This is a genomic window from Verrucomicrobium sp. BvORR106, from assembly GCF_000739655.1.
GTDB lineage: Bacteria > Verrucomicrobiota > Verrucomicrobiia > Verrucomicrobiales > Verrucomicrobiaceae > Verrucomicrobium.
On sequence record NZ_BATR01000119.1, the window covers coordinates 1 to 581 of the forward strand.

General features: G+C 65.2%; 1 protein-coding gene and 1 pseudogene. Both read right to left on the reverse strand.

What is annotated here, in order from left to right:
- Positions 1 to 337 (reverse strand): annotated as a pseudogene (locus BV106_RS22200) (hypothetical protein); the annotation flags it as partial.
- Positions 338 to 433: 96 nt separating this feature from the next.
- Positions 434 to 581: flotillin-like FloA family protein (locus tag BV106_RS37540; RefSeq protein WP_343123381.1), on the reverse strand; the 148-nt coding region annotated here is incomplete at its 5' end.

A 581-nucleotide genomic window follows, 5' to 3' on the forward strand; every position in this document is an offset into this window, starting at 1 on the left:
CAGGCGTGGTGGAGGCTGGGGCCGGGCGGGCGGAGGGCACGGGCGGCGGGGATGACCTGGGCAACTGCGGCGGGGCCGGACTGCGGGTGGGCGCGGACTGAGGAGCACGCACCTCATCCGCGACTGGACGGGTCTGCTCCTCCCAAGCACGCCGACGGGCCTCCTGCTCCTCGGTGGAGGGAGGGGATTGTCTCTCGCGCTCGGCGGCTTCCTTGTTCTTCTTCAGCAGGCTGAACAGCCACTGTAGGAAGCCCACCACGAGGAAGACGATGACGAACACGATCTCCTGCAAATCCGCCGCAGCCAGGAGAGGAGTGTTGGGGAGCAGAAGGTTCATGAAACGGACAACGACTGGGGGTGGGGGCAAACAAAGTGGGGGACCTGCTGCGGAGCCCCTTGCAGAGCTCCGCGAGCAGGTAAGGTCAGATGGCGACTACTTCTTCTCGCTCGTGGCCGGGGTCTCACCGGCGATGCTCTGGCGCATTTCGGTATCAGCGAGGACGTTGCGATACTTCGCGTAATCCATGATGCCGAGGTTGCCCTTGCGGAAGGCTTCCGCGATGGCCATGGGGACCTGGGAT